The sequence below is a fragment of the Candidatus Thiodiazotropha sp. AKAK2 genome (genome assembly GCF_058244685.1).
In genome coordinates this window covers 162,815-188,616 of record NZ_JBSYOP010000022.1, presented here as the reverse complement: position 1 = coordinate 188,616, position 25,802 = coordinate 162,815, and the positions used below count along the sequence as shown (strand labels likewise).

Below are 25,802 nucleotides of genomic sequence, written 5' to 3'. Positions count from 1 at the left end.
ATCGGTTTCAATTGTGATTACGCATTGCGTGATCGCTGTTTGGTTTGTTTCCATCCACCCCCTACCTTTCGGCTGTTGAATGGATTGTTACAGGGAAGCAACATGATTAGGGATTTCACTCGCTTGTCTGCTGTGGTCATCCATGGCAGAGTCAGGACCATGTATCGAAAATGCCCACATTGTCTCCTGGCAGGTCTGATCTGGCTGTTTGGTGATGGACTCTTGGCCGCTGATTTCGCGCTTCAATCGGAGCCTCTGAATGATGCGGATGAGATTGCACAACAGGCTTATACCGCCGCCCATGGCGGCTTGCTGGACAATGCCCTCAGTCGGCGTCAGGGCCGGGATGTTTCCGTGGTGGTCAACCGGGCGCCGCTGGCGATGCGTACCCAGGGACGCAAGCCAGGCGTTCAGACCTTCGATACCTACGTCAACAATTCGCCTTCCGATCCGGCGATCGAATCCCTGCAGATGGCGATATTGACCTCTGGCAAGACCAAGGGGACCGGCGTGCTGCTGACCCGCTATTCAGACCCGCAGAAGAGCGCTACCCTGTCGATGTGGCTGCCCGCATTGCGCAAGATCCGGCGTATCAATGAGCCCTCCTATGAAGATGTCTGGTTCGGCACCAACCTGACCTATGGAGAGCTGGTATTGCGCACTCCAGAGGATGAGGTTCATGAACTGCTCGGACTGGGCAAGATTGAGAACTGCCTGGAGGTGATGCAGCTGGAGCCCTGGGAGAGGAGCCGCTATACCCTGAGACTGCCCGGGCCCCAGTGTGCCCACATCGGCAAACCGGTCTATCGATTGAAAAGCACAACCCGCTTCAAGAACTGGTGGTACGACTACCACATCAGCGATATCGATCAGCGAACCTTTGCGGTCTATCGCACGGTCTACTACAAAAAAGGTGAAAAAATAAAGACCGTCTCGGTGGATTGGCAATCGCTTGATCAGCCGGATCCGCGCATCAGCTATCCCCGCTACATCTATGCCATCAGCCATCAGGATGGCAAAGACAGTATGGTATTCGTTCCGCGCAACACCATCTCCCTGAATGTGGAGCTTGATGACAGCTACTGGTCTGAAGAGACCCTGCAGGGTTATGCAAAATAGTCTTCGATCGGGCGACTGTCTGGATGCTGCAAAGCGGGGGGCTGTCCTCCGATGAGTGCCGGGCAGCGGGACTATGCTGCAGACTACGCCAGGTTTGTCCTTAGACATCGTCGTTTGACCATTCTGCTGCTGTTTGCGGCAACCCTGGCAGCCCTGTTTTATGTCAATCAGGTCAATCTGCGTAACGACCCGGATTCACTGCTGCCCCTCTCCAATCCCTACATCGCGACAAATCTCTACAGCGACCAGACCTATGGCATGGGCAATCTGATGGTCTGGGGTATGAAGCTGAAACAGGGGGATATCTACCAGCCTTGGTTCATCAGGATGGTTGAGGCCTTCTATCGGGATGTCAGCGAACTGCCGTTTGCCAATGTGGCCAACTTTGTCGGCCTGCCCTCATCCAAATTGCGTAATCTGGGTATTACCCCCAATGGCAGCCTCGATTTCAGTCGACTGCTGCCGGCGTCTGGGTTGTCGGACGATCCGCGACTTCAGCAGCACCAGATCAACTATCTGCGTGCGGGTCTGGAGAAGCATATTGTGCTCGAGCCTCTGCTGGTCTACTACCAGGATGGCCAGGGCCACAAGTGTGACATCCTCGGGGATGATGGCTTGATCTCCAATGCTTCGATCGGCCGCGTACATGAGCGCTGCCGGGCAACGGGCACCTTCATCATCGGTGATTTCAGCAATCAGTTGAAACAGCACCATCTCGATTGGATCGCCGAGGTTCGTCGGCTGATGGAGGATTATGAGGCCCGTTATGGGGAGCGGGTGGAGTTCTACATCTCGGGAGAGCCCTACTTTCTGGCCTCGATGGTCGAGGAGCTGTGGGATAAGGCCTGGTTGTTCGGTATCTCGCTACTGATCATTCTGCTGGTGCTCTGGTATGAGTTCCGTCATTGGAGTTGTGCCGTGCTGCCACTGGTGGGGGTGGGGATGACCATCATCCTGACCCTCGGTCTGATGGGCTATACCCAGTTCAAGCTCACCACCATGATGGCTCTGACGCCGATGCTGTTGCTGGCGATCGGCATCGGCCACTCGATGCAGATCACCCGACGCTTCATGCAGGAGCTGGATGCCACCCAGGATCCGGAGCAGGCGGCCTTCACCTCGATCCGCCATACTGTGGTGCCGGCGGCGCTCTCCATCGGTACCGATCTGCACGGTTTCTTCGCCATCTCATTCATCGATATCTCGTTCTACAAGGCCTATGCCTACTTCGGCATCTTCGGCATGTCGACCCTGATTCTTACTACCACCACCCTGATTCCCCTGATGATGGTGAGTTTCCCGCCCAAGCTGCGTGACAAAAAACATGAGCGGGGTTGGGAGCTGCGGCTGGCCAAAGGGGTGACCGGCCTACTCACCGGCCCACTGAAATGGCTGCCGATGGTGGGGGTGATCGGGCTCTGGCTGGCATCCGCATCGATGGCTGAGCTCGACAAAGGCTTCTCAGCACTGCTGTCCGGTGAGGCGGGCCGGAGCGATCCGGAAGTGGCCCGCATTCAGGATGAGTTCGATATCATGCCGGGGGTTGAGAAGGGCATTCACTACCCCAGGGCGGCCTATAAGGATTACTACCTGCTTGGTGAGCTGACGGACGCGGGGGGTGAGGTTGAAGCGATCTCCCATCTGCAGACCCTGTCGCAGATGATGCCCGGGGTGATTACCGCCAATATCGTGATCCGCTCGAAGGCAGGGACACTGCCCCAGTGTGGCCTGGATGCCTGGAATCCACAGGGTGAACGAGTGATCGGGCCTGACCGTTGCTACGATGAAATGATCGATCCGCCCCAGGGTATTTTCAATAATGCAGAAGTGGTGCAGGCCCTGTCGGACTTCGAGGATTGGCTGCGTTCCCATCCCCATATCGGCTATACCACCTCCTATGTGCAGTTTGTGAAAACCCTGAACATGATGCTGAACGCCCCGTTCGGTGCCTTGCCGATGGCGCATATGAATCTGTATGCGATCCCCGATCTGCAGCATATGCAGCAGAACCGCTATGCCTACCGGGTCGGGCCGGATGGGCGTCTGCCGGATCCACAGGAGATCATCCCGTTGTATAACGGCATGCTGCAGGTGAGTGCAGCGACCGGTGAGCTGGACGCCTTCGTCAACACCCGAACCTGGGATGAGGGGATCATCGTCGGATTTGTAAAAACCATGGATCCGAAACTGACCCATCAGACCATCCTCGATATTCAGGATTATCTGAAGAGGCACCGGGATGATCCGGGAATGGCGCTGATCAGCGTCGGTGTGAAGCCCGGGGAAGAGGTGGTCCTGCGGGGTGATGGAGGTCAACCGGAGCAGCGGGTTGTCACCGATCGTTCCTTGTCGGACAAAGCGCCCATCGGCGGTTTTCTGGGGGTTACTGAAGCGACCCGGGACGTGGCGTTTAAGGAGTGGTTGAACGCTCCGGTCGCCACCTCGCTGACCGTGTTTCTGATGACCCTGATCATGTTTCGCTCCTGGACCATCGCCCTGATACTGATCAGTCTCTGCTTTATCACCCTGATGACCCAGTATGGCCTGGGAGCCTATATGACCTCGATCAAAGAGTGGTCGGCCAATCTGGCCTTCCATGTCCAGGTGGCATTGAGTATCGCCATGGGGCTCGGGGTGGATTACGGGGTCTACATGGTCTCCCGTCTGCGGGAGGAGATTCAGGTATCGGCCAGGGATTGGCAACAGGCTTTACAGAAAACCCTGGAGACCACAGGCTCTGCGATCGTGATCTCCATGGTGGTGCTGCTGGGCAGTTTCATCCCGCTGATGAACACCGAGCTGGCCAATCTCTGGTCGGTCAGTCTCTATATCTCAGAGGCGTTGATTATGGATGTGTTGATCGCCTTGATGGTGTTGCCTCTGGTGGTCTACTGGTTGAGGCCCGGATTTGTCTTCAAGCCCAATCCGCAATCACAGACAGAGGTGCGTAAATGATTCAGTCTGAGCGCTTTTTTGCCCTGGGGTGGGCCTTGTCATAGACCTCACTCAGATGTTGGAAATCCAGGTGTGTGTAGATCTGGGTGGTGCTGATGTTGGCATGGCCCAGCAGCTCCTGTACGGCGCGCAGATCACCGGAGGATTCCAGCAGATGGCTGGCGAAAGAGTGTCGCAGTAAGTGGGGATGGACGTTTCTCGGCGCCCCCTGGCGAACCGACCACTCATGCAACTGTTTCTGGATGGTGCTGCGGCTGATGCGTCTGCCCCGTACACCGACGAACAGGGCGGTCTCCTCATCCCTGGCCAGCTCTGCACGCACTTTCAGCCAAGCGCGAATCGCCTCGACAGCCTTTCGACCCACTGGCAGCAGACGTGTTTTCGCCCCCTTGCCGGTAACCTCAACGATCTGTTCGCTCAGGTCGAGATGGCTGATATCCAGTGCAATCAGTTCGGCAAGCCTGATCCCGGAAGAGTAGAACAGCTCCATGATCGCCCGATCCCTGAGGCCGATGGTCGAGTTGTCATCAATGGAGAGCAGCTGGTTGAGCTGGTCCACATCCAGGGTGGTGGGCAGCTTGCGGCGTACCTTGGGGGCCCTGACACCGAGTGCGGGATTGGCCTGTACCCGATTCTCCCTGAGCAGGTAGTTGTACAAGGATCGCAGGCTGGAGAGTTCCCGGTGCAGGCTCTTGGGGGCGTATCCTTGGCGATGCCGGTTGGCGATATAGTGGCGTACCTGCTGCTGGTTGAAGTGACCCCAGCTGACGATCTGTTGCTGTTCCAGCCAGGCGGCAGCGGCCTGCAGATCCCGGGCATAGCTTTCACGGGTTCGGGGAGAGAGGCGCCGCTCATGAGTCAGGTGGTCGAGAAACGACTCGACCCATTCGCTTATCTGTTGGCTATTCGGCACAGCCATGCCGGCTCAGATTCCGGGTAGGGAGACAGCCTGAAGGGTCCTGCTGATGATCTCACCCAGGCGTGTTAGGAACTCTGTACCATGGTCCGGAGCAAACCGCTCAGGATCACAACTGCCGATGGCCAGCAGTCCGAGTACCCCTTCGCTCTTCAACGGTATCAACGCAGTCGATGTGATGCGATCACCTTCGGTGCCGAAGATGTAGTCAAGCTGCTGCTGATCCATCCTGCCGCAGATCGGCTGATTGTGGTTGAAAAACTGCTCAAATGTGGCGATCTGACCATTCAGGGAGTCCTGCAGGTGGTCATCGAGCTGGCTTGAGGAGAAGAGCCTCAACTCCACGGCATCAGCCTTGAAGTCATCATGCAGCTCGTCCTCCAGCGCATTCAGCACCTCTTCAAAGGTGGCGGCATCGATCAGTTCCAGGGTCAGTCGATGCATACGGGCCTGCAGTTGATCATTGGTTCTGGCGACCTCCACCAGATCGGCCAGTTGTTGCTGGGTATCTTTCAGCTGCTTGCGTAGCGCGTCCACCTGACGCTCGATCAGTGAAACGGCATCGCCGCTTGCATGAGGGATCTCCATTTCAGCCAGTAGCTCGGGGTGGCGCAGCAGAAAACCTGGATTTTCACGTAGATAGTCAGCAATCTGCTGATCGGTGCCATCAACCTTGATGGGGTCGTTAGGGGCTTTATGGCTCATATTTCGATGGCTCCTTCATACACAGTTTCCGCTGGGCCTCTCATGAGTACGGTACTGCCTTGTTCGCTCCACTTTATCACAAGATCGCCTCCGCGTAGGTGCACAACCACCTCCTCCTCCAGCAGCCCAAGCAGACGACCTGCGGCAACAGCCGCGCAGGCGCCACTGCCGCAGGCCAGGGTTTCACCGCTGCCCCGTTCGAAAACCCGCAGTTTGGTTTCGCAGGGACTGAGTACCTGAAGAAAACCCACATTGGTGCGTTGGGGAAATCGTTCGTGTCTTTCGATCAACGGACCGAGCCGCTCCACAGGAGCGAGATCGGTATCACCGACCATCAACACGGCATGGGGATTACCCATCGACAGGGCGCAGATGGTGTATTGTTCACCATTGATCTGTAGTGGATATTGATCAGCCTGCTGTTCTGCGACAAACGGGATAGTCGCCGGATCGAATGAGGGTACGCCCATGTCGACTTCGATCTGGTTGTCATCCAGATAACGCAGAATGATGACGGCCGTGCTGGTGCCGACGCGGACAGATTGTAACTCGCTGAGCCCTTTGCGCCTGATGAACTGGGCAAAGCATCGGGCGCCATTGCCACAGGCACCGGCCTCGCTGCCGTCAGCATTGAAGATGCGAAAATGAAAATCGGTCTCGGGCAGTTTTGCCGGTTCCACCAACAGAATCTGATCGCAACCTATGCCAAAGCGTCTGTCGGCAAAATGGCGGCAGATATCCTCGGTTAATGTGAACGGCTGGTTTACCGCATCGATGACCACAAAATCGTTTCCGAGGCCATGCATTTTGGTGAAGTTGAGGATCATGATTCCGCGTTCTCAGCAGAAGGTTGAGAGGATTGACCGGCCGGGTGATGCAACGGGCCTTTCTGACCGCATCCGGAGAGGCTCAGGATGATTAGCAGTGCCATCAGGATTGGTTGGGTTAGTCCTAATTTCATATGTTGATGAGTTGAATCGTCATTCAATTACAATCGCACACCACGGCTGACCCGAAGATTCCAGGCAAATTGCACTATATCAAACAACAGCCCAAAGGTGAGCTGTTATTTGTGTTTGCCGGAATAGAGGCTGTCGATCGACCAGGTCTCACTGTTTTCTGTAACGGTAGGTGAGAAACAGAACCAGACCCAGGGATGCCAGGCTTAAAAGTGACAATAAATAGAACGGTCGTGGTTCATATCGATAGCTGACCTTTGCCCCAGGGGTGACCTTTATCGCAGGGAGCATATCCATGAAAGTTTCAACCTCAACGGGTTGATTGTCGATGGTTGCCTGCCAATAAGGGTAGTAGCGGATCGGTAACACCATCCAGGCCGGTTCACGGCCGGTATATTCAAGCTCGTAGGACGTGGCACTGCCAGCCAGCAGATTCACTTGACTGAAATCCGGTTGCAGATCTTCATCCAGGCTGGGAAGAGTGTAGCCGCTGCCAATGACATTGTTGTTTTCAAGCAGGACCAGATTGGCTTCGATTCGATGAGAAACAATCGAATCCGGCAGTTGTATTATTCTAAAAAACTTTGCCGCCATCATGGCAGACTGATGGTTGCCGTTATGCTCTATGAACACGTCATCAGCCTGTATCGGGTAGAGCCAGGCGCTTAGTTTGCCTTTTTGCTCAGTTGCTTCGGCATGCAGCTCAAGGCGATTGTTTTGTGTCTCCAGTTCAATCATTCGGGGAAAGAAGAACTCCACCCAACTGTTGTCGGTAATGGTTGTAGATTCAACCAGTGATTCTGCCAGCAGTTGATTGTCATGAAAGAGACGCAACTTCAAATCTGCGTGGCCTTTCGCACGACCATGTGTGGCCAGTTTGAGTGAAATCACATCGAACTGCAGAACCTTGGGTAGTGCGAAATGTTGTATCAGAGGTTTTTCGGGTGTGATTAAGCCGGAAGCTTTGGCTTTTGGTCCTGAGGTGGCCAGCACGGTCCGTTGCATACCGCCTGTGGAGATGGGTTTATGACAGGCAATGTATTTGATAGCAAGCAGGTTGAGTATATTGGAGTCAAGAAAGATGTCTTCGCAATAGACGGCAGCTGCAGTTCTGCTGCGGTGCGCATTGGGAGCCAGCTTGCTTTCCATCAGCGCGCGTTCGGATTGTGTCTTGAAGCCATGAGCTAACCACTCCGGAATTCCATAGTTATTGAAAATTCCGGAAACCATGTAGGAGCGATCGGCAATAGTACTTTGCATAGGCCGCAGATTTTCCTGAAGATATTCAATGGTGGGTGTGGAGGCAAAAAATGACTCTGCCGGTACCGGTCCGTTGAATTCACGGAAGAACCATCTCATGTCGAATAGCTGAATCACAATTAACAGCACTACCAGGCTGCCAATCAGTTTCGATTTTTGCTTGCCAATCTCGGAACGCAAAAGCAGGCAGATCAATTCGGCTGAAATCACGGCAAATGCCAGTGCGGACAAGACTGTCATTCTTCCCCAGTTGTTGCTGCTGAATGTCGGTATGATGGTGATCAGGCCCTTGGGGAGTATGGCAAAAGCTATCAAGGTTGAGAGAGCCAGCAGGACGATGGCATAGATCAGGTTTGTGGAGGATTTACGCCAGATAAGAAGCAATATGGAGAGGGTTAAAAACAATAATGGAAGAACGCCGATATAGGTTGACCTTTCCACATCCGCATAGTCTCTGAATATTGGTTTTATATAGTTGAGAATGTGGTGGGATCTAAGCGGTGTACCGCCATGGCGGGTCTCCATGCTCTGAGTGAACTGCAGCATTTCATAGAGTGAATGGGTGGCAAATGAGCTGATCAGAAAAGCCATCACTATTGCCAGTCCCAGGTGTACTGCCTGGCGGGTAACCGTGGCGATGCTCTGCTGCCAAGGGGTATGGACGGCAAACAGAATTGCCATTGCCATAAAGCCATACACGGCAATACTTGGAAATCCACCAAATATCATCAGTGCGGCAACAATCGAGAGCCAGGGCAGATAGACGAGTTTGTGGTTCGTCAGATAGTTGTAACTTAACCAAAGAAGCCATGGTATCCATATACTTGTCGTTACATGAGCCCAGAAGAACCAGGCGGCATGAAAGCCGGAGTAGGCAAAAACCATGGCGCCAAAGATTGCGGCCAATCGATGCTTTGTCATCGACAGCAGTAGCAGGTACATGCCGATTGCCGCAATCACCAGATTGGTGAGCATGGCGAAATAGTAGCCTGTTGCGTTGTCTTCGATTGAGGCAAACACGGCGAACGCCGGGGTGATGATCGCAGCAGGAAGCCATTGCATGCCGGGAATACCATTGATCGGACTCGGGTTCCAGATTGGCAGATTGCCGTTCCGTAGCTCCTGCTTGGCATGTAGCCATCTGGGCATTCTGGCGTCGAGAATGTCGGTTCGTGCCGGGTGTCTTGTTGGCACCCGGATATCGAGATTCTGCCAGCCCGGTTGATTGGTCAATATATCCGTCGGAGCGACAGTTTCACCGGCAAATGGATTGGCGCCCAGAATCACCACCGAACTGATGATCAGGAAAAGATAGGGTGCCAGCTTTTGGGAGATACTGCTCATGAAGTCAAACCTTCCTTAGTTTTACGGACTGTCAGGTGATTGGATACCAACACCAGCAGGATTTCCGAAATGATATAGAAGAGGCGGTTGATCGTTGCCAGCACAATCGCCGTATTGGCATCGAGATAGGGTAGAAGTCCCATCACCAAAACGGCTTCTCTGACACCGATGCCAGCCGGGGCAAAGGGTACAGCGAATCCGAGTGCGTAACTCAAGGCATAGAGGCCGACAATATAGATGAAAGAGATTTCCTGCGAGGCATAGGGTGACAGGGTAATCCAGAAGGAGAAGCCGAGACATAACCAGAGAGTGCTGACCACCAGACCGGCGATGGGGCTGAACATGAACTGTTTTGCATAGTGCTGCACGGTTTTACGAAATAACACAGCCAGCAGGACAATCAGTGCGGCAAACAATCCGAGGCTGAGCGGATGGATCAGATATCCCGGTAGTTGTTTGAGCAATTCAATGATCAGAGTGTGCTGGGTAAGCAGGATCAGACAAATGCCGATCAATAATGCACTGAAAACAACCCAGAAAGTCTCGAGCAGCAAGGTGTCTCTGATATTGGCGTTATTAATCTCCGCCTCTTTGTAGAGTGTGATTCTGCCAACATACTGCCAAATGGAACCGGGTATGTATTTTCCAAGCTGGGTGATGTTGTAGATGGTAAAGCAGCGTCGATAGCCAAGGTCGATCTGATATCTATTGAGTGCCAGGTGCATGACCTGGACGAGTAAAAGTTTTGCGACGAGTATGGCGAGGAATGCAACCGAGACAACCACCAGTGGCAGTTTGCTGATTATCTCCAGTGTGGCATTCAGATTCTTATAAAGGAACAGGCTCACAAAGGTGAGTACCAAAAGCCACCAGATTAGCTTCAATAGGGATTTGAGTCTCTGTTGCACAGCGCTATTAGTCCAGATGAGTGAACAGATACTCGAACTGTTGTGCTGAAGATGCAATCACACCTGGCAGTTGCTGCTCAAGCTTGTTTTTGACTTCCCTGTCATCATCGATGATCGTTACGATCGATTGCAGAATCGGAGCCATTTGTGTCTGCTTGAAGTCGTATACCAGTTCGCCCAAATCGAAAGCGTCCATCACTTCTTTGTATTTGTGGCTCCAACCGATGACGATAACCGGCTGCTTTGCAGAGAGTGCGGCAATCATGGCATGAAACCTTGAGACCAGCACGATCCTACAGACAGACATCAGGCTTTTGATGCCATTGGTATTGATGTCGAAATCCACAGCGTAGAGATTGTTTGCCCAACCGTTGTTGCCGGCCAACTGTTGCGAGATGCGCTGAATCACCGGCAGATCATTGTTTCTCAGCTTTTCACCCTGCTGCTTGCGGGTGGCATTGGGAAACAGCAGCAGAGCGTATCCTCTGTCCAGAAGCTGTCGGCAAAGCTGAGTCAGACTCTCTGTGTAATCGGCCTCTTCGGAATTGTGTTTTGCCGCAAGGACGCTACTGGGACAGATGCCGATGATCGGGCGCTGTTCCGCTTTCAGTTTTGTGGAAAGTTCAGCCACTTGTCTGTCACTCTCCTCGGAGAGGTTGTAGTCGGGCTGATGGCGGAAGGCCACATCGGCAACCGGCGAGGCAAAAAGATTGTTCAACTTCAGGCTCTGCAGGTGCTGGTGCGTTCCCTCTCCTCTGGCGAAGATCTGCTTGCACTGCTTTAAAGTGGCCAGTGCCAGAATCCGGTTGAGTGGGTTTTTGAATGGGCCGAGTGCCTGGGAAAATTTTACAACCGGTGTGTTCAACAGGAATGCGGGCACCAGGGTCAATACATTGTAGGGAAGAAACTTCTCCCTCCCGTCTATGAAAGCGACCCCGGCCAGATCGATTAATACATCGGACTGATTTAGGGCCTGCAGGGGTGCTGGAAAAAAACCTAATAGCCTGTTGAGCAAAGGTAGTTTGAACAGGGCAAACAGAATCGAAAACGGAAACAGCAGGGTAACGATGACAAGAGGCGTTGCGCTGTAGACCGCCACCTTATCATCTCTGTTGAGGGCTCTGTCCTGCTGCGGATAGTAGGAGAAGACATTGAAACGACAATCGGGATAACGCTGGCGTATCTCCCCGATGGTGGTGGTCAGCATGGCCTCGGCGCCGCGGTTACCACTGATTGTGGCGGCGATGATTGAAACAGACTTCATGGCAGGGATTCGAGTCCTTTGCGAAAGTAGAGCAGGAGTTTGAGAATCGGCCTGGGCAGTTTGAAAATCAGACCTTGCCAGCGCTTGTTCTCACTCCAGCGCATGTTGAACAGTGCCATGAAGGCGCTGATCCACTGATGCCAGGAGACGCGGCTGTTGGTCTTGTCCGGCACCTTATAACCGAGCAGGTGAGCCACCCGGCTGCGCGCGCTGACGTTGTGGTGGTAAGGGGCCGCCCTGGCCTGACCGTCGAGGATGTCGGTGATGTCGAGATCGGTAGAGACAATCCGTTTGCTCTGGAGTGCAGCCGACCAGGCCTGTTGTCCGGTTGCTGTGCGAACGATCACACCGGTCTTTTTGATCGGGTCGTCTTTGAAGCGGTAGGCCCAGACATCACCCAGAGAGATATCGGCCTGGTAGCCGAAATGGTCGTGACAGACCAGGCACTTCTTTTCCGAATAGAAGAACAGATTCTGGTAGAGACTGAAATAGGAGAAGGGTTTCTCGACGCGAGTGCCGTTATCGAAGCTGGCCTCCAACTGACCGCGCCAGTGGCCGCGCCGGAAGCGATAGCTTTGCAGTTTGCCACCGGCCAGATTCTCCAGTTTTACGGTGATGCCGTCGACCAGTTCGGTTCTCGAATTGTGGCCACAGACCAATGCGATGGTAAGCCTGACCTTGGCGGCCAATACACTGTCCTTGGCGAGCCAGCGGCGCAGGTTTGTGATGTCGCAGGGTAGCCCGACCACGGCGACGCTTCCATCGAACTCGCGGATCAGGGGCAGCGCCTCTTTCATGAAGGCGGTTTCCACATACTTGCTGCCCTGTGCCTCGAGAATCTCCTGTTCGGTGGTGGCGATACTGAAATGCGCCCTCACCTTGCCGGCCTCTATTTGGGTATTGCAGACCACGGCGCCGCCGATCTCACCAGCCTTGATCAGTTCGATCAGCAGGGCGGATCCGACCCCACCGGATGCCGCGTTGAGCCGCACCTGTGGATCTTCGGCGTAGGCATGATAGAGGTTTTCATAATCGCCGACGAGCTGCTCGATCGTCTCTTCAGACCATTCCTTTTTCAGCAATCTGTCGGTCAGTTGATTGAGCATGTCGGTTGATTTAAGGGGCGGTTGTGCCTGTTTGGATCGAAGCGCGCGATCATAACATAGAATTCGATTTAGACTCCCTGATTGATTCGAAACTCCAACAAAATCAGTTGGCTATGTCGGGTGTGCTGTGTACTTTTCTTGTTTTATCTAGCATTTTACAGGCCAGCTGTCGATGTGAATAATTCTCTGGTAGGAACTAAAAAACTATTCTAATTCTATAGTCAGGAGGACGGTAAAAGTCGATGGTTGCCCTTATCAGGCAACCTGGGCTGAAAACAAAAAGTGTTGAAGCAGTAGAACCCTAAATGGATTTTTACACCGGTTTACCTCTGTCTATCTGCTACGGAGAACTGCAATGACTCGGGAACAAAAAATTGGCTGCACCATTGGCGCACTCGCAGGAATCACACCGTTGCTGGTCAGCTTGGTCAGTGTGGATGCCTCACTGATCGTTAAGGTGCTTGTTCCGGCGATCATCATTGGTTATGTGATCAAGGCGGCCGGACTGATGGCGTTGGGGGCGTTCGTGGTGTTTGTCAATTCAGAGAGTGATTACAAGAAGGCCTTCCAGCTCGGCCTGATGGCGCCGGCACTGGTGGTTGGTGCACTGAATGCGAACAACTTCAATGAGGCGAACCTGGAGATCAAAGAACTGCAGACTGAGCTGGGTGAGCGGGAGTCGGTGAGTATCGTTCCACCGCAAAGCACCTCTTCTGTGGTCGAGGATGTTTTGTCTTTCTTCATCGGTAGCGCTCACGCGGATGAAGCGATGCTGATCGGCAAACACGACAGCCCATCCACTGGCAACCTGATCTGGTACGGCATCTCAGGAAAGATCTCAAACAGCTGGTTTGTGATTGTCGGTTCCCACGATGAGCAGCGGGATGCGGTACGACAGGCAGAAGGTCTGAAGAAGCGGGGCTATCACGCACGTGTGGTACCGGACGTGAAAAACAAGGACAACTATGTTGTCTCAATAGGCTCCTACCTGAATATCAAGGAGGCTAAGGCGCTGCATAAAACCGCCATCCGTGAGAACCTGGCGCGACATCCCTATCTGTGGAAGTGGAAGTAAGTCAGTCCGGGCTGGGGGTTGGGATTTACCCCTATTACACGCCGATCACCGCGAATCAACGCAACACAAGCTTTAAAGCCATTTGCGTCATTTTACGGTGATTGGCATGCACTTACGCTTGCATTCACTTAGGCCGGTTAACAGCAAGCCTCGACGCTGCAATCATCCCCAATAGTGCCGCCATCAACAGCAGGCCCCAGTTGGGGCATCACCGGAATACTGACCGGTTCATAGCTGACATTCAGATCCGCCGTGCCGGGTGTTGGATTGCTGCCGAGATCGGTGTTCAGTCCACCAGCCGGGATGGTGTTGGTATAGAAGTTGACCACACTCGAGGTGACATCCACAGAGATGGTGCAGCCGCCGGGTTGGATACTCGCTCCGTTCTGATAGACCAAGCTGTTGCCACCGGCAACCGCTACCACATTACCCAGGGTACAGCCCGCACTGACCTGTATGTTGGGTATCGGCGCGACCAGCAGGTCCGCCGGAAAGCTATCGGTCAGGTCGCCGGTCAATACCGCCGCTACCGCATTGCTGTTCGTCAGCGTGATGGACAGGGTGGCGATATCGTCAGGCCTGATGCTGATCGGTGAGATGGTCTTGCTCAGCCCCGGCAATATCGGAGTCACCGTCAGATTGCTGGAGGTGGCAACGATGTTATTACCGATATCGGTCTGCAGGCCGTTGATCGGAATGGTGTTGGTGTGGGTGGCCAGCGCCACGGAGGTGACCTCTACACTGATCGAACAGCCGCCGTTGGCGGGAATGGTTGCGCCACTGAGATAGGTCAGGGTATTGCCGCCCGGTGCGGCCACCACACTGCCCAGGTCACAGCCGGTGGATGCCTGGATATTGGGGGTGGCGGCGATCTCCACTCCGGCTGGCAGGGTGTCCACCAGGTCAGCGGTGAGGGTGGCCGCTGTTGCATTGCCATTGCCGAAGGCGATCGACAGGGTCGACAGGCCGCCGGAAGAGATGGTGGCTGGTGAGAACTGCTTGCTGACACTCGGCGGCTGGGGTGGATTGACGAACAGATCGGCGCTGCTGGGGGCCCCGTTGTTACCCAGATCGGTCTGCAGGTCACCTGCGGCGAAGGTATTGGTCCAGGGGCCGCCGGAGGCGCTCGAGGAAATATCCAAAGCAATCGAACAACCACCGGAAGGTATTGTCGAGCCACTGGTGTAGGTAACGCTGTTGGCCGTGGTCTGAACCGTTCCCGGACAGTCGGTGACCAGATTGACCGGGGTGGCAAGCTCGGTGTTTGCCGGCAGATTGTCGACCAGGTCAGCTCCCAGGGTTGCCACCATGGTGTTGTCGTTCCCAAGGGTGATGGTCAGTCTGGAGGCCTCACCTGGATTGATGGTGATCGGAGTGATCGATTTACTCAGGGTGGGTGGGGTCGGCGCGGTGACGATCAGACTGGCGGTGGCCGGTTGGGGATTGCTGCCGCCGGTGGTGGTGGAGAGATCGCCCGCTGCGATGGTGTTGTTATAGCTGCCTGCGCTGGCTGAAGTGACATCCACAACGATGGTACAGCTGACCGGTGGGATGAGGGCTCCATTGGCGTAGATGATCTGACTGCTACCAGGTGTGGCGGTGACACTGCCCAGCACGCAACTACCGGCCAGGTTGTTGGGGTTGGCGATCACAACGCCGGCCGGCAGATTGTCGGTGAAATCCGAATTCAGCGTCAGATCGGTCGCGTTCGGGTTCTCCAGAGTCAGGGTCAGGGTGGAGATGCCGTTGACGTCGATGGTGGTCGGTGCAAAGGCTTTACTGATTCCCGGTGCGGCGTCGAACAGCGCGCCGACCCCGAGGGTGGCGACCGCAGGCTGAGGGTTGTTGCCGGCGGAGGTTGTCATTTGCCCGGCAGCGATGGTGTTGACGTAGCTGCCATCCAGCGCCGAGGTGACGTCCACCGAAATGGTACAGCCCCCGGCCGGAATCGTGGCGCCATTGGCATAACTGATCTGGATATCTCCCGGGGTGGCAGTCACCACACCGGGACAGGTGGTGGCCAGACCGTTCGGATTCTCCACCAACACATCCCCTGGCAGCGCATCCACCAACTCGCTGGTGAGAGTGATCGGATCGGTGTTGGCGTTACCCAGAGAGATGGTCAGGGTCGATGTGCCGTTGGTGTTGATCGACGCAGGTACGAAAGCCTTGCTGACGGTCGGTGCCGAGAGTACTTCCAGGTCCGCATTGGCCGGTGCCGGATTGCTCACTCCCTGATTGGTGGTGATGGCATTGGCGCCGACGGTATTGGTCAGTGTGCCGGTGGTGTTCGCAACCACATCGGCACTGAAGGTACAGCTGCCACTGGCGGGTATGGTAGCGCCGGTGATGGTGATTTCGTTGTCGCCGGCGGTGGCCTGTACGCTGGCATTGGCGCAGGTGGTTGCTGTACTTGGGGCTGAATAGACGGTAACCCCGGTGGGCAGTGTATCGGTGAGTGATGTACCGGTGAGATCGATAGCCGAGTTGTTGGTAATCGTTACCGTCAGGGTAGAGCGTTCACCGATTGTCACTGTACCCGGGGCAAAGGCTTTTGCCACCGTCGGCTCAAGAATCACATTCAGCTCCGCAGAGACATCCTCGCCATTGGTCACGCCCTGATCGGTGGTGATCGCATTCTGCAGAATCAGATTGTCGTAAACACCCACCAGAGGTGCGGTGACATCCACTTCGATCAGGCAGGCGGTGCCTGGTAGCAGGGTGCCACCGGAGATGGTCAACGCCTGGGTGGTGGTGTTGACCGTCAGTGTGGCATCGGCGCAGGTGGTGGCGGCATTGGGTACGGCCGCGAACTCCAGGCCCGCAGGCAATGGGTCGGTGAAGCTGACACTGGTCAGGGTGACCGGCGATACCGCGTTCGGATCGAAGGTACTGATCAGTTCCAGGATCAAGCGCGCCGTGCCGCCCGGTGGGATATAGGCAGGCGCAAAGCCTTTGGTCAGTCCCAGACCCTGCAGGGTGGAGAGAGAGGCCTGGGTTCCCAGGGCGTTGGTGTAGCCCTCTTCACTGGAGATCACCCCGGCGGGAATGAAGTTGGTCAGATTGAGAAAGCGCAGCGAGGTGGTGGTGACGAACACCTGGCAGATGTCATTGGGAAGCAGGGTTGCTCCCACCAGGCCGACACTGCCCCCACCGGGTACCGCGGTGACCGTTCCGCCAAGGCAGTTGGTGCTGGCGTCCGGTACCGGATAGACCACAATCCCTTCCGGAAAGATATCGGTGAAGGCCGCATCATGGATGGTGGCGCCAGAGCTGTTGATCACGTCGATGGTCAATAGAGAGGGCTGGCCACCGGTGACGATAATCGGATTGAAGGCCTTGTTGATGCCGATGTCGGCGGAGGCGGCGTTGAGGGTGGCGGTGACCGGTGTACTGTTGGAGGCCCCTTCAGCGCTGCTGATATTACCTGCAGGGATGGTGTTGCTCCAGGGGCCGGCTCCGCTGGTGGTAACATCGAAGGCGAAATCACAATTGGCGCCGGCCGGCAGAGTAACCCCCTGCAACTGGGCACTGGTTGCACCGGGATTGACCACCAGGGTGGTGGCGCCACCACAAGAGGTGCTGGCATTGGCCGGATTGGCGACGCTCAGGCCGGCGGAGAAGGTGCTGTCATCGATGGTGACATTGGACAATTCACCGGAAGAGAGATTGGCCACATTGATGGTGACCCGTGCGGTTCCGCCAGAGGTCACACTGGTGGGGTTGAAGCTCTTGCTGCCGGTGATCCCCGCACTGATGGTCAGGGTGTCGGAAACCGCAGATGGAATGGTCCCGCCACTGCTGCTGAAATTGATCGGATTGATGGTGTTCAGGTAGCTGCCCGGTGTATTACCGGTGACCTGAACCGTGATCGTACAGGTGGTCTGGACAGAACCATTGGGTCGAGGATTGACCGTGCCCCCGCTGAGGACGACCGAGGTATCCCCGGGAAAGGCCTGCAGCGTGCCGCCGCAGTTATTGGTGGCTGCCGGATTCGCCGCCAGTGTGAGCCCCGCTGGCAGGGTATCGGTGAGGTTGACAGCGGTCAACGCATTCAGTGTGCGATTGCGGATAAGCAATCTCAGGGTCGAGGTCTGACCCTGGGCAATGGGATCTTGCAGGAAGGACTTGGTGACGGCCACAGAATCCACCGTGGTGACATTGACCGCCGGGCTTGGTGAGGGGTTGACCACGTTGCCACCGGGACCATTGCCCGTGCCGCCGACACCGTTAACACCGTCCCAACTGGGAATCTGGTTGCTGAATACCAGTCCGGTGGAGGCGGTACCCGGCAGACGGGCGCGGAACACCAAGGTACAGGTTCCCGCTGTAGCGCCAACACCCGCCGGCACGGTACCGCCGGTCCACAGCAGTTCGGCGTCCCCATCCACACCGGTATAGACGCCACCGGCGCAGCTGTTGGATACGGGAATGCCGGCGGAGTCGTCCAGCACCATCTGGTTGCCACCTGAGTTAGGCAGGCTGTCGCGAAAGCTGACATTGGTCACATCCGCACCGGACCAGTTGTTGATGGTGACACTGAATTGAGTCCACTGCCCCGGTGCTACCTGATTGACACTGACCGTTTTGTCGATGGTCAGCTGCGCATTCACGTTGAGCACGTCACTGGCGGTGGGGCTGGCGTGACCGACAGGATTCACCACCGCATTCGCGGCTACGGTGTTGGTGTGGGCGCCATCGGTGGTGGAAGTCACATAGGCGGTGATTGTACATTTGCCGTTGGCTCCGGAGCGGGCACCCGCCACGGCGCCGCTCAGCAGAATGCCGGTGTCGCCCTGATCCAGCGGGTTACTGCCCGCATCGGTCAAGCTGCCATTGGCGGAGCCAGCCCCATCACAGACCACCGCTGGATCGGCCGGTGCCACGGTTGAGGTGTCGACGATCGACAGAGTGGTGGCCGTGAGGTCGTCGAGAAAACTGGTGATCGGCAGTGTGTTGTCGGTGCTGTTGTTGTTGATGACAAGGGTCAGCAGTGCGGGTTGCCCGGCTGGAATGGTATCCGGATTGAAGGTCTTGGAGACCGAAATCGGTGTGTTGACGGTTAGGTTGCGGTTGAATGCGGGGCTGGTCAGGCCTCGGGTGTTGCCGATAGCGCCCAGAGGCAGGGCATTGTCGAACAGCTGGCTGGTGCCGGCAATGGTGGGCACCACCACATCCACGCCGATGGTGCAGTTACCCGATTCACCGATGATACCGCCGGTCAGGGTTACCGTGTCTGTGCCGGGGGTTGCGGTAACCGCGCCATTGGATGCGCCGGTGCCGCTGCAGGCGATCGAGCTGTTGGCTGGTGTAGCCACCACCATGCCGGCAGGCAGGGAGTCGGTGAAGGTGGTCAGCGGCAGGGTTGCACCGGCATTGGGATTGCTCAACACAATACTCAGGGTGGTGGCATCCCCGGCGATGGCCGGCGACGGGCTGAAGGTCTTGTTGCCAGTGGGGTTGAGCAGGGTGCTGACGACCAGGGTGGCATTCGCAGGAGTCGCATTCGAGACTCGTACCCCATTTTCCAGGGCCGAGTAACCGGCGGTCACCGCATCGGGTCTGGCCGGTGGCACCAGCGCAGGAATATTATTGATGTAGGTGCCTGGTGTGGTGGAGGTGACAGAGAGCTCGAAAAAGCACTGGCCATCGGTCAGCCCCACCCGCGCCGGGATGGTGCCGTTGGTCAGCACGATGCTTGAGGTTCCGGGTGCGGCTGTGACTCCGGTAAAACCACAGGTGTTGGTGATGTTGGCCGGATTGGCGATGGTGATCTGGGGCAGCAACAGCGAAGTGACTTCTGCCTCGGTCAGGCTGACCAGAGCGTCGTTGGCAATCTCGATACGGTAAGTCGGCGTGTCACCCGGATTGATGGTCGCCGGACTGAACAGGTGGTTGATGGTGGTGGTAGCGAATGCCAGGCCCGGTAGCAGCAACAGACCGAGTGTCAGGTAGACTTTGACAGTATGGAGGCGGTGTCTGTTACGGGAGGTTCTGAGACTGGATACGGGGGCTTTGGCGAAACTCGGGATGTCGAAGTTCATTCAGGATACTCAATTTGAACATCCCTGCTTCAGGCCGTTGTTTAATATTGATGCTTGAGAGTGTCACAGTCCCTCGATTAACCGAACAAGCAGCGTTCTATTCGATCGATATTAAACATCGTATTGATGGTTTACAAAAGCTTAAAATTGTAAATTTTATTTTTGATTTCCAGTATCTGCGCGCTTGCGTTGATGTTTTGGTTGATCGAAACTGAGCAGATTGTCATTCAGTCCTTTAATTCGTTTGTTAAGCGGCCCGGTAAATGACAAGATCTGAACGCACAGCATGTTTCCTGTAAAACCGGCCCGCCATTTGAGAGACGTAATTGCCTTCCTTCGTTGAAGGTATTTGTAAGATGCTACGATTTGCACTGCTTTTTACCGCCATACTAATCGGCCTATTCACTCTGGAGCTGATGCCTTTCGGCCAGCAGTGGGTGGTGATTCCGTTCACCGCCTTTATTGCCAAGGTCAGCGCCTGGCTGGTTCAGCTGTTCGATCACGGGGTGCACGCCTACGGGATTGTTCTGCTGGACAAAGCGAGTGGTTTTGCGGTCTCCATAGAGGCGGGATGCAATGGTATCGAGGCGAGTATCGTACTGATTGCAGCCATGCTCGCCTTCCCGGCAAGCTGGCGGATGAAACTGATCGGTATCACCATCGGTATCCTGGCAATCCAGGCCATGAACCTGCTCAGGATTATCAGCCTTTTCTACCTGGGGCAGTGGAATCAGACTGCTTTCGAGTGGGCCCATCTCTACATCTGGCAGTCACTGATCATTCTCGATGTGCTGGTGGTGTTTCTGATCTGGTTGCGTTACCTGCCAAGAATGAAACCGCATAGTCGGCCTGAGCATGCTTCGGCTTAGCTCGATCAACCCGGTCGCCGCCTTCGTGCTGAAGGTGGTGTTCTGGCTGCCGGTCTGCCTGGCGGTTTGGTACTACCTGGCGCCGAGTCTGGTCTGGCCTGTCGGTCTGCTCAGTGATTGGATTCTGACCGCACTGTTTCCACAGATCTTCCAGGGGGTGGACCAGCAGGGGGACCGTCTCGACTTCGTCACTCTGCTGGCGATGCCGGCTGAGCTGTTGAGAGGTCAGCAACCCGGGGTCAGCGGTGATCTGGTCTTTACCGTTAATCCACTCCTCTACAGCTACGGTCTGCCCCTTTATACCGCGCTTTCGATTGCCTCGCCCGGAGATGCGAAGGATGAGGATTTAAAATGGAACAAGTGGCTGTGGGGTTTGCCGCTGCTGTTTCTGTTTCAGGTCTGGGGTGTCTGTTTCGATGGCCTGAAGACCTTGCTCTTCACCCTGGGGCCGGCGGTCTCGGCCCAGATGGCATTTACCCCCCTGGCGATGGATGGCGTCGCGCTTGGTTATCAGCTGGGCTATCTGATTTTGCCCTCCGTACTGCCGCTGGTAATCTGGGTGGTTCAATACCGGGCCTATCTGACCGAGATGGTCTGGGCCACAGACTGAATGGGCGGTTTATTCAACCTTTTCTCACCAGCAGGGTTAAATCCGATACACCGCCTAGCTCAACATGGAACTGTTCAACTGAAAAAAGGAATTTGCCATGCCAGGTATCAGATGGGCTTCACGACTCTTTCGTTTGTTACTCATTCTCACCGCCTGTGGTTGCGGGGATGGATCGGGATCTGACAACCAACAATTGAATCCCGGTCTTGTGGGAAAGTTTCTTGTGATGGATGGTAGTGCCGTCTCGTTAATGGATGCAGCGACTGGGCAATACACAGGTGTGCCGAACACTGGTCATGACTATTTCATTGATAAGTATCCCCAGGCAACCGACTTTGATGTGGTGTCTCTGCCCTATCACGGCGATAGATTTCTCGTCGTAGCCCGTGGTGAGACCTCGCTTGTCAGTGGGCAGACATTCCAGGGCCAGAGCCTGTTTGATCTGCAGTTGCCATTCCAGCTGGAAGGCGTCAGCCTCTCCCAGGATGGGCGCTATCTCTCTCTCATCAGAATCCTGGATGATGACTTTTTCAGCCGACAGCTGGAGATCTTGACCACCGATGGAGTCCCGTTAGGCCATACTGTTGTAGGGGCGGGTCGGATACACCTTCATCCTATGCACTGGCTGTCTGACTACAGGCTTGTCTACAGTGCCGAAACAAGCTTCCATATCACAAGCCCGCTATCCGCCGAGTTGGAATACTCCATTGACTTGAATGACTATGCGCAACTGGCTGACCCGGAGATGACCATCAGTGCCTGGGCAATCAGCCCTGATGAGACCCGTTTGGTATTTGCTTTAGAGCATGAAGAGTTCACCTGGAGCCCGCAACAGCTGCAGATCTACATCATGGACCTGGATGGCAGTAACCTGAACTTACTGGCAAGTGCCGCGCTGGGGGCGGAAGGACCTGTTGCCTTCAATCCGGAATGGTCACCCGATGGTAAATGGCTGTTTGCTGAAGTGGGAAACAATCTGATCTACAGAGCGGCTAAAATGACCCACCTCTATCTGATCCCGATCAACGAGTCCGGTAGGCCATTTCATCTGAGTGATGAGGATCAGGAGCGGTCACCGGAAGTCAGACCGTTGTGGCGATATGACTACCACGATGTTGAAGCTGATATCAGCTCCAGAGGAATGCTGTTCGATTATCTGTACTGGCTGCCTGAAAATTGAATCTATTATCCCGCTGACCCCGGTTAGGGGGGCAATGGGAAAACGGCATTAAGTTGATCAAATCAGGTCAGTCTGCTACAAATCATTGAACATACGGTAGAGTTTGCACTCTATTAGTGGAAGATCGTTTTTTGATGATGTTTACAACAACCTGATTGCACTTCCCTAGTCTCCTTATGGCTCAAAGACATAGCACAGTCAGCATCGTGATACTGGTCCTGCTCCTGATGCAGGCGCCACTGGTAATGGCCTGGTCGAAGGCCTGTGCCATGTCGACTGACATCCAGATGAGTTCGATGAGTGGGTCGATGGAGCACCACTGCCACGATATGGAGGTTGCTGTCGAGCTGGCTGACTGTGAGTCGATGCACTGTCTCTTCTGTGGTTTCACCGTGCAGTTGCAGATGCAACCGGTCACTTTTAGCGTCGCTCACATCCTCTATATCAGCGAGGGTCGTGTGCCGGCCCCACCGCGGCCTGAACAGCCCGTTGAATTACAACCTCCCAAAAACTCCCCGTTCGCTTAGGCCTGTTCGGGCCTGATTAAGGTTTCTGTCTGTTTCGGCCACGGTTTGGGCCGTTGATATGGCTATGGGAGTATTTTCATGCTTCGCCGACTGTTTGGAAGCGTCCGCTTTGTTGTTGGACGATATTTGCCGTTGTGGTTTTTAGCGGCAGGGCAGACCGCTGCGACTGAGCCGGTCAGTTCAGCCGCTTTTCAGAGTCTGCTGCTTCGTCTGCAGCACCATCCAGCCCTTAGGGTTTCGTTGGCGGAACGTGCCCATTGGCAGGCCAATGCGGACGGCTCTATGGGACTGCCCGATCCCAAATTCACCCTGGGCTTGAACAACCTTCCGGTGAATGAGCCGACAAACTTCGACCGCTATCTGCCGAGCAGCCGCAGCTTGGAGTTCATGCAGATGATACCCGGTTTAACCGGTCGGGAGACTCTCAGGGATAGCCACCTTGCGCGGGCGGATCTGGCCGATCTGCAGCGTCAGCTGGCGTTGGCCGAGTTGCAGTTGAGACTGGTCACCGCACTGGCGGAGCGGCGCAGAATCCACGCATCCAATGAAGCACTCGAGCAGCAGATGGAATTGTTGGCGGAGCGGGAGCGCTGGCTGAGGGGGGAGATGGCCTCAGGCGCGTCGGTCTACGGCCGTTTTGATGAACTGGATGTGAAGCGGGCGGTGATCGATGAGAAGAAGATCACCCTGGCGGGCGAGGCTGAGCGCTGGCAGGCTGAACTGAGGTCGTTGCTCGACCTGGTCCCACCCGACGGGGTTCTGCCGGAGATTCAACCGAGGAGCTGGACAGGTAATCCCCAATCACTCCTGAAGATCCGAATTGAGCTGGGCAGACTGGCCGTGGCCAGAGCCGAGGTGGCGGAACGGAACGCCGCTTTCGATTCGGATTACACGATCAGCGCCGCCTGGCAACAGCGGGAAGCAGGCGAGAATTTCGATGGGGATGACTGGTTCACCCTGAAATTCACCGCCAGCCTGCCGCTCTGGTCCGCGTCCAACCAGACCCCGAAACTGAAAGCCGCCGAGGCCAGGGTCACCAAACTGATGGCCCAGCAGGAGCAGCAGCTGCGGGAGCTCACCAGTGACTATCAAACTGCTCTCGCCAGCTATCGAACCGCCGACCAGTTACTGACGGCGATGGCGATGCGTCAACAGCGGCTCAAGGCATTGGAGGCCACTAACCGGCGTCGCTATGAGGCGGGGGATCTGGATCTGGACGGGGTAATCCGTCCAGCCCTGCAGCTGGCTGAAGTTGGGCTCGATCTGGCTCAGGCGAAGAAGCAGCGAACCATCGCCGCAGCGCGCATCAACGCGATGTTAGTGGAGGAGAACCCATGAGTTCCATCCGAATAAAAGCAATTTTCTCATTACTGCTGTTGATTCTTTTCAACAGTCAATTACGGGCAGAAGAGGTCACTCAATACACCTGTCCGATGCACCCCCACTACATTTCCACGGACATGGGCAGCTGCCCGATATGCGGTATGGATCTGGTCGCACTGGAAAGTGGCGGCGCCATGCAGTCGGCGGACACCGGGTCGGGGGAGCGGGCGGTGGTCAGCATAGCTCCGGAGACGATCCAGAACATGGGGGTGCGTTACGGCCGGGCAGAGATGACCTCATTTGGCAGCCGGGTACGGGCCTATGGGGTGGTGGCTGAGAATGAGCGATTACGCAGTGAAGTCTCCAGCCGGGTGGCCGGTTGGGTGGAGCGGCTGTCGGTGACGGCAGTCGGCGATCCGATCAAGCGGGGTGATCTGCTATACCAGTTGTTCAGTCCTGATCTGGTAGCCGCCCAGCGGGACTATGTCAGCGCCCTGCAGGGTGGCAATCAACAACGTATCCGTTCCGCCGCCGTCCGGCTTGAAGCTTTGGGAGTATCCAAAGGATTTATTAAAACTCTGCGCAAGCAGGGCAAGTTGGTCGATCGGGTACCGTTTTATGCGGTAAGCGGCGGTACTTTGAGCGAGCTGCAGGTCAGGGAGGGGGCCTATGTGCAGCCGGGGGAGACCCTGGCGGTGATTCAGGACTACAGCTCCGTGTGGATCAATGCGGCGGTGGCGGAAAAGGATCTGTCGGAGGTCCGCATGGATACTCCGGTGCAGGTAATTCTGCCCAATCTGCCGGGCCAGGCGATCGACAGTCGTATCGATTACATTCATCCGACCGTCGATCCAGACAGCCGCACCGGCCGGGTTCGGTTGGCCCTGGCGAATCAGTCCGGAAGGCTGCGTCCCGGTGCCTATGCGGATGTGCTGTTCGAGATCGACCTGGCGCGGCGCTTGGCTGTCGCCGACAGCGCCCTGCTGATCGGTGAGACAGGGCCCTATCTGGTTGTGGCCCTGGGTGAAGGACGGTTTCAGCCCCGCTCGGTTCGAACCGGGCGCAGTAGCGGGGGATTTACTGAGATCCTCGAGGGTGTCGACAGTGAGGACCTGATCGTCGTCTCGGGGCAGTTTCTGATCGATTCGGAGAGCGCCCTCAGGGAGTCGTTTCAAAAGCTGCAGCGTATCAAGCTCGGGCTGGATGAGTTACCCCTGAGTCAGCAGCAGCTGGCGATGTTGGATCACATGATCGATGCGGCGCTCTACATCCATGAGGCGCTGGTGGATGGCTACGACATCAGCCCGGATCAGCTGCAGCCGGCGCGTGAGATCCGAGATCTGTTATGGCCGGGTTTCGGCACCACCCGTCTGGGGCCAATCATGCAGGGCGCCGCTGAGGCGATTGAACTGGCCCAACAGGCACGCACCGAGAGTGCCCTGCAACAGGCGCTGCATCAGCTGGTGAGTGAGCTGCAACCCTGGGTACTCAACGGTCGCCGGGGTCACTATCAACAGCAGGGAGTGCAGCTCTATCAGGATCAACAGGCGCAACAGCTCTGGTTGCAGCTGGCGGGTGAACCGGTCAACCCCTACGGTGCTGCAACCGCCGTGTTGGTCGAGTGAGGTTGTTGAAGAT

18 protein-coding genes are annotated in these 25,802 nt (G+C 55.8%); 9 read left to right on the top strand and 9 right to left on the bottom strand.

The annotated features are described in order from the left end of the window. The first annotated feature begins 102 nt into the window (after window positions 1-102). On the top strand, window positions 103-1,119 hold the full coding sequence (locus AC4IE8_RS09650; RefSeq protein ID WP_083226201.1) for an outer membrane lipoprotein-sorting protein: 1,017 nt from the start codon (window positions 103-105) through the stop codon (window positions 1,117-1,119). 51 nt (window positions 1,120-1,170) lie between these two features. Beyond that, the gene (locus AC4IE8_RS09645) at window positions 1,171-4,074 is read left to right on the top strand and encodes an efflux RND transporter permease subunit (protein ID WP_068994660.1); all 2,904 of its coding nucleotides are present in this window, start codon (window positions 1,171-1,173) and stop codon (window positions 4,072-4,074) included. Between the two features lies 1 nt (window position 4,075). Here AC4IE8_RS09645 and xerC read toward each other — a convergent pair whose 3' ends face one another. The 8 genes from xerC to AC4IE8_RS09605 form a co-directional block, all read right to left on the bottom strand. Further along, window positions 4,076-4,993, bottom strand: coding sequence for a tyrosine recombinase XerC (xerC, locus tag AC4IE8_RS09640; RefSeq protein ID WP_490790899.1), 918 nt, complete (start codon window positions 4,991-4,993; stop codon window positions 4,076-4,078). 6 nt (window positions 4,994-4,999) lie between these two features. After that, the gene (locus AC4IE8_RS09635) at window positions 5,000-5,695 is read right to left on the bottom strand and encodes a DUF484 family protein (RefSeq protein ID WP_068994658.1); all 696 of its coding nucleotides are present in this window, start codon (window positions 5,693-5,695) and stop codon (window positions 5,000-5,002) included. Continuing rightward, window positions 5,692-6,522: a diaminopimelate epimerase gene (gene dapF / locus AC4IE8_RS09630; RefSeq protein ID WP_068994657.1), complete on the bottom strand. Its 831-nt coding sequence runs from the start codon at window positions 6,520-6,522 to the stop codon at window positions 5,692-5,694. Before dapF ends, AC4IE8_RS09635 begins: the two co-directional genes overlap by 4 nt. Continuing rightward, window positions 6,519-6,656, bottom strand: a complete 138-nt coding sequence (gene lptM, locus AC4IE8_RS09625; RefSeq protein ID WP_083226200.1) for an LPS translocon maturation chaperone LptM — start codon at window positions 6,654-6,656, stop codon at window positions 6,519-6,521. The genes dapF and lptM overlap by 4 nt, the downstream gene beginning before the upstream one ends. A 148-nt stretch (window positions 6,657-6,804) precedes the next feature. Then, window positions 6,805-9,258 carry a hypothetical protein gene (locus AC4IE8_RS09620; RefSeq protein WP_490790898.1) on the bottom strand — a complete coding sequence of 818 codons (2,454 nt, stop codon included), beginning with the start codon at window positions 9,256-9,258 and terminating at the stop codon, window positions 6,805-6,807. After that, the gene (locus AC4IE8_RS09615) at window positions 9,255-10,166 is read right to left on the bottom strand and encodes a lysylphosphatidylglycerol synthase domain-containing protein (protein WP_490790897.1); all 912 of its coding nucleotides are present in this window, start codon (window positions 10,164-10,166) and stop codon (window positions 9,255-9,257) included. Before AC4IE8_RS09615 ends, AC4IE8_RS09620 begins: the two co-directional genes overlap by 4 nt. A 7-nt stretch (window positions 10,167-10,173) precedes the next feature. Beyond that, entirely contained in the window at window positions 10,174-11,430 is a 1,257-nt protein-coding gene (locus tag AC4IE8_RS09610) for a polysaccharide pyruvyl transferase family protein (protein ID WP_490790896.1), read from the bottom strand. Beyond that, a complete protein-coding gene (locus AC4IE8_RS09605) occupies window positions 11,427-12,536 on the bottom strand; it encodes a Coenzyme F420 hydrogenase/dehydrogenase, beta subunit C-terminal domain (protein WP_068994653.1) in 1,110 nt (369 codons plus the stop codon). Before AC4IE8_RS09605 ends, AC4IE8_RS09610 begins: the two co-directional genes overlap by 4 nt. 355 nt (window positions 12,537-12,891) lie before the next feature. Here AC4IE8_RS09605 and AC4IE8_RS09600 point away from each other — a divergent pair, with 355 nt between their 5' ends. Continuing rightward, window positions 12,892-13,611: an SPOR domain-containing protein gene (locus AC4IE8_RS09600; RefSeq protein ID WP_068994652.1), complete on the top strand. Its 720-nt coding sequence runs from the start codon at window positions 12,892-12,894 to the stop codon at window positions 13,609-13,611. A gap of 137 nt (window positions 13,612-13,748) precedes the next feature. On the opposite strand, the gene AC4IE8_RS09595 is transcribed toward AC4IE8_RS09600, so the two are convergent. After that, window positions 13,749-19,655, bottom strand: coding sequence for a beta strand repeat-containing protein (locus tag AC4IE8_RS09595; RefSeq protein WP_490790895.1), 5,907 nt, complete (start codon window positions 19,653-19,655; stop codon window positions 13,749-13,751). 356 nt (window positions 19,656-20,011) lie between these two features. Between AC4IE8_RS09595 and xrtH the strand changes: the two genes are divergently transcribed. The 6 genes from xrtH to AC4IE8_RS09565 all read left to right on the top strand — a co-directional run bounded on the left by xrtH (window position 20,012) and on the right by AC4IE8_RS09565 (window position 25,789). Beyond that, window positions 20,012-20,524: an exosortase H gene (gene xrtH, locus AC4IE8_RS09590; protein WP_068994650.1), complete on the top strand. Its 513-nt coding sequence runs from the start codon at window positions 20,012-20,014 to the stop codon at window positions 20,522-20,524. After that, window positions 20,511-21,134 carry an exosortase H-associated membrane protein gene (locus AC4IE8_RS09585; RefSeq protein WP_083226198.1) on the top strand — a complete coding sequence of 208 codons (624 nt, stop codon included), beginning with the start codon at window positions 20,511-20,513 and terminating at the stop codon, window positions 21,132-21,134. Before xrtH ends, AC4IE8_RS09585 begins: the two co-directional genes overlap by 14 nt. 97 nt (window positions 21,135-21,231) lie before the next feature. Continuing rightward, on the top strand, window positions 21,232-22,314 hold the full coding sequence (locus tag AC4IE8_RS09580; protein WP_490790894.1) for a TolB family protein: 1,083 nt from the start codon (window positions 21,232-21,234) through the stop codon (window positions 22,312-22,314). A gap of 176 nt (window positions 22,315-22,490) precedes the next feature. Then, complete coding sequence (locus tag AC4IE8_RS09575; protein ID WP_490790893.1) at window positions 22,491-22,841, top strand: hypothetical protein; 351 nt, start codon at window positions 22,491-22,493, stop codon at window positions 22,839-22,841. Between the two features lie 78 nt (window positions 22,842-22,919). After that, window positions 22,920-24,179 (top strand): TolC family protein, encoded by a 1,260-nt coding sequence (locus tag AC4IE8_RS09570; RefSeq protein WP_490790892.1) that lies wholly within the window; start codon window positions 22,920-22,922, stop codon window positions 24,177-24,179. After that, a complete protein-coding gene (locus tag AC4IE8_RS09565) occupies window positions 24,176-25,789 on the top strand; it encodes an efflux RND transporter periplasmic adaptor subunit (protein WP_490790891.1) in 1,614 nt (537 codons plus the stop codon). Before AC4IE8_RS09570 ends, AC4IE8_RS09565 begins: the two co-directional genes overlap by 4 nt. Window positions 25,790-25,802 lie beyond the last annotated feature (13 nt).